Origin of the sequence: Streptomyces sp. SID1328, from assembly GCF_009865595.1 — a bacterium.
In the GTDB taxonomy this organism is placed as follows: Bacteria; Actinomycetota; Actinomycetes; order Streptomycetales; family Streptomycetaceae; genus Streptomyces; species Streptomyces griseoluteus.
The window spans coordinates 1-3,111 of record NZ_WWKH01000763.1; the positions used below are offsets into that span (position 1 = coordinate 1).

4 protein-coding genes are annotated in these 3,111 nt (G+C 73.5%); 1 reads left to right on the forward strand and 3 read right to left on the reverse strand.

Annotated features, from left to right (window positions below; all coding sequences use genetic code 11):
• The 3 genes from GT030_RS24560 to GT030_RS24570 all read right to left on the reverse strand — a co-directional run.
• A partial coding sequence (locus GT030_RS24560) for a GntR family transcriptional regulator (RefSeq protein WP_161202962.1) occupies window positions 1–294 on the reverse strand: 294 nt, incomplete at its 3' end.
• A gap of 308 nt (window positions 295–602) precedes the next feature.
• Window positions 603–1,841: a GNAT family N-acetyltransferase gene (locus GT030_RS24565; protein WP_161202963.1), complete on the reverse strand. Its 1,239-nt coding sequence runs from the start codon at window positions 1,839–1,841 to the stop codon at window positions 603–605.
• A 61-nt stretch (window positions 1,842–1,902) separates the two neighbouring features.
• Window positions 1,903–2,490, reverse strand: coding sequence for an aerial mycelium formation protein (locus tag GT030_RS24570; protein WP_161202964.1), 588 nt, complete (start codon window positions 2,488–2,490; stop codon window positions 1,903–1,905).
• A 160-nt stretch (window positions 2,491–2,650) separates the two neighbouring features.
• Here GT030_RS24570 and dtd point away from each other — a divergent pair, with 160 nt between their 5' ends.
• Window positions 2,651–3,076 (forward strand): D-aminoacyl-tRNA deacylase, encoded by a 426-nt coding sequence (dtd, locus tag GT030_RS24575; protein ID WP_161202965.1) that lies wholly within the window; start codon window positions 2,651–2,653, stop codon window positions 3,074–3,076.
• Window positions 3,077–3,111: the final 35 nt, after the last annotated feature.

Genomic DNA, 3,111 nt, shown 5'->3' on the forward strand with positions numbered 1-3,111 from the left:
CGGGCCCACCGCGCCGGGCGGGACGGCCACCGTGGCCGGGCTGCCCTGCGACGATCCGGCGAGCAGCCGCTCCACACGCAGGATGCGCAGCGCCTCGCGGACCGTGCCGCGCTCGACCCCGAACTCCTCGGCCAGCTCCGCCTGGGTGGGCAGCCGCTCACCGGGGCGCAGCACGCCGGTGTCGATACGGGTGCGCAGGGTGTCGGCCACCACGCGAGAGGTGACGCGTGAGGGCTGTGACCGTGGTGACCTCTTCCGCCCAGTGGCGGAGACGTGTTCCGGGTCCACGGACAAAGGCTACAACTTCCCGCCATCTTGCGGCAGTTCGCGGGATGATGGTTATGAGCCGCTTCCACGCGGCTATAACTACAGTGAAGTTGGCAGCCAACTTGACCGACATGGTCGAGCTTTCCGGCGGTTGGCCGACCGGGCTCCCCTTCCGGAGGGGAGCCGGGAGCCCGGCAGGGGGCGGCCACGGGAGCGCACAGCCACAACTGAACACCCGCACAGCCACAACCGAACAGCGTCAGCGCACAGCCACAACCGAACAGCACGCTACGGATGAACGGCCGCCGGCACGGCAGGAGACGACCGGGGTCGGGTCAGAAGGAGTCCGGGCACCACGGGCGCGCGGACGTGCGGAACAGGGCGTCGGCCGCACGGGCGGCGCCCTCCCGCTCCTCCTGGACCCGCCCCAGCGCCGCCAGCCGTGCCGTCGAGCCGTCTCCCAGCCACAGCGTGGCCAGCTCGGCCACCGGCAGGGTCAGCTCGGCGGCCGCGCCGCCCGCCGGGGTGCAGGACGCGCCCTCGGGGGACGCCTCCAGCCGGTACCGGCCGCCCGCCGTGCCGTCCTCGTCCAGCACCTGAAGCACCAGCGACCCGGACCGCTCGTAGCTCCGCGCCTCCAGCGCCCGTACGACGTCCAGCAACCGGACCCACAGCCAGTCCGTGTGCGTCTCGACGCGGGCCGCGCGTACGTCGGGCAGCAGGAAGGGGAGCAGGGAGTCCGGGGCCCGCCAGCCGCTCTTGACGTGGGCGATCCAGTCGATCGAGCACAGGTAGCGCCACAGCGCGGCCTCGGCCGCCGGGGTCGCGGCGGTCAGCCAGTCCACCTTGGCCGTGTTGTCCGGCTGCTGCCCCTCCCACTTGCTCTCGCAGCGGTACGACACCAGGCCCTCGACCTCGCCGGAGGCGGAGCGGTACACCGCGTAGAACGGCTCGGTCCAGTCCCGGCCGAAGCGGGCCACCCCCGTACGGGCGTCCCACCACAGGTCGTCCCGCCCGATCGCGCCCGGCGTCACCGCGCGCACCCGCTCGGACAGCTTCGGGCCCAGCGCACGCACCTCGGCGCCGTCCACCAGGTCGATCCGGGCGCCGTCCGCCGGGCCCGCCCAGCGCGGGTCGAGACCCGAACGGGTCACGTCCACCGTCCAGTTGGTCGCCCAGGTCGCGGGGCCGAAGCCGTGCTTGCCATAGATCGGGTACTCGGCGGCGATCAGCGTGGCGATCACGTCCCCGCGCTCCCGCGCGGCCGCCAGGTCCTCACGCATCATGCGCGTGAGCAGGCCGCGGCGGCGGTGGGTCGGGGAGACGGTGACGTTGGAGATCGCGTTCGACGGGACATAAGCGCCGCCGACCGCGGTGACCTCCTGGGCGAAGGAGCGGAAGGTGCCCACGCAGCGGCCGCCGTCGAAGGCGCCGAGCAGGCGGCCCGGCTCGAACTGCCTCAGCCTCGCCGCCCGTTGCTCCGGGGTGAGCACGGGGTCCTGCAGGAAACCGGTGTCCAGGGCGCGGTGCCAGTTGTCGAACTCGTCCTGGGCCACGGGGCGTACGTCGATCATGGTGCCACGGTAGGCGCGTGACCCGGCGTGTGTCGCGCGTATTTCCCGCGCCCGGGTCCGGTCAGGCCAGCAGGTCGTCCACCTGAGCCTCGCCCGCCCGGTACCGGCGCGCGATCTCGCCCCCGCAGTCGTCGGCGGTGCGCTGGAGGCCCTGGCGGCGGTGGGAGATCTCCTGCTCGTACCCGGTCAGCCGGCCCATCGCGTCCGCCAGCTCGGCGTCCGTACGGGCGGTGAGGTCGGACAGCTCGACCTCGGCCAGCATCTCCGCCGCGAGTTTGCCGTACTCCTCACTGTGCGGGGTGCCGAGGGTGACATGGCGGGCGGAGGAGCGGTGGCGGGCCGGGGCGTCGGCCAGGATCTCCGACAGCCGCTCCACCACCGACCCGTCCACCGGCGCCGGTACGCGCTCCCCGCCCCGGCGGGCCAGCTCGGCGCGCAGGATGTCGATCCGGCCCTGGAGCAGCCGCCGGACGTAGCTCAGATCGGCCTCCTCCCGCTGGGCGTCCCGGCGCAGGGCGCGCAGCTCGGGCAGGCTCAGCGGGGCCAGGACGCTCGCGGCGGGCTCCTCGGGCGGCGGACTCGGCGGGCTCTCGGCGCGCTGCGCGGGCGGCCGGTGCGTGACCGGACCACTGGTGCTCGGTGTGCTCATTGCGGTGGACCGTCCCCTCGACCGGCGTGTGGGAAGCATCGTGCCACCCCCGGTGGCCGCTATGTGACCGACTGCCCCCGAACGGCCCTGGATGGGGGGTATTGATTGGTTGTGGACCCCCCGGACCGACGCACCCCCGGCCGCACGGCATGATGGGCGCATGCGTGCGGTGGTGCAACGGGTGGACGGCGCGAGCGTCGTCGTGGACGGCGAGACGGTGGGCGCGATCGAGGGCGAGGGCCTGTGCGTCCTGGTCGGCGTGACCCACGAGGACACCAAGGAGAAGGCGGCCCAACTGGCCCGCAAACTCTGGTCGGTGCGCATGCTGTCCGACGAGCGGTCGTGCAGCGACATCGACGCCCCGCTGCTGGTCGTCAGCCAGTTCACCCTCTACGGCGACGCCCGCAAGGGCCGCCGCCCCACCTGGAACGCGGCCGCCCCCGGCCCGGTCGCCGAACCACTGGTGGACGAGGTCGTCGCCCAGCTCCGCGCCCTCGGCGCCACGGTGGCCACGGGCCGCTTCGGGGCCCGGATGCGGGTCTCCCTGACGAACGACGGCCCCTTCACGATCCTGCTCGACATCTAGGGCCCCTAGGCCCTGTCTGACAATTCCCGTCTGCC